Below are 1,103 nucleotides of genomic sequence, written 5' to 3' on the forward strand. Positions count from 1 at the left end.
GCGTCCCGACGAAAATCGTTGCGGGCAAGCGGGTCACGACCGTGTTCGACCTGCTGCTGGCCCAGTACGGCCTCGGCCGCGACGGTCTGCCGGGCGAGTGGGCGAAGGGCTACGACGACGCCGACTCGCCGTACACCCCGGCCTGGCAGGAGGCCATCACCGGCGTCCCCGCCGTGCAGGCCGCGCGCATCGGCCGCGAATTCGCCGACAACGCCGAGCGTTCCGGCGGTCGCTCGATGATCCTGATGGGCGCCGGCACCAACCACTGGTTCCACTCCGATCAGATCTACCGCGCCTTCTTCACGCTGACGCTGCTCACCGGCTGCCAGGGCAAGAACGGCGGCGGCTGGGCCCACTACGTCGGCCAGGAGAAGTGCCGTCCCGTGACCGGGTGGGCCACCCTGGCTTCGGCGTCGGACTGGCAGCGCCCGCCGCGCCAGATGCAGGGCACCGTGTTCTGGTACCTCACCAACGACCAGTGGCGCTACGACCCGTTCACCTCCGACGCGTTCGCCTCCCCGCTGGGTAAGGGCAAGTTCGCCGGGCGCACCGCCGCCGACAACATCGCCCTGGCCAGCAGGCTCGGCTGGATGCCGAGCTACCCCACGTTCAACCGCAACCCGCTCGACCTCAGCGACGAGGCCGCGGCCGCAGGCAACACCGCCGCCGAACACGTCGTCTCCCAGCTGAAGTCCGGTGACCTGCGGTTCGCCTGTGAAGACCCCGACGCCCCGGAGAACTTCCCGCGCGTGCTCACCGTGTGGCGGGCCAACCTGCTCGGCTCCTCCGGCAAGGGCAACGAGTACTTCCAGAAGCACCTGCTCGGCTGCGGCTCCAACCTGCAGACCACCGACGCCACCGGCGTGCGGCCGCAGGAGCTGGAATGGCGCGAGGAAGGCGCGGAGGGCAAGCTGGATCTGCTGCTGGCGCTGGACTTCCGCATGACCAGCACCACGCTGTTCGCCGACATCGTGCTGCCCGCCGCCACCTGGTACGAGAAGCACGACCTGTCCTCCACCGACATGCACCCGTTCGTGCACGCGTTCTCCCCCGCCATCTCCCCGCCGTGGGAGGCCAAGACCGACTTCGAGGCGTTCCACCGC

Annotated in this window: 1 protein-coding gene; it reads left to right on the forward strand. The window is 69.7% G+C overall.

Annotated features, from left to right (window positions below; genetic code table 11):
• A partial coding sequence (locus ACWDNU_RS46675; RefSeq protein WP_449673557.1) for a molybdopterin-dependent oxidoreductase occupies positions 1-1,103 on the forward strand: 1,103 nt, incomplete at both ends.

It is taken from the genome of Amycolatopsis sp. NPDC003676, assembly GCF_053587275.1.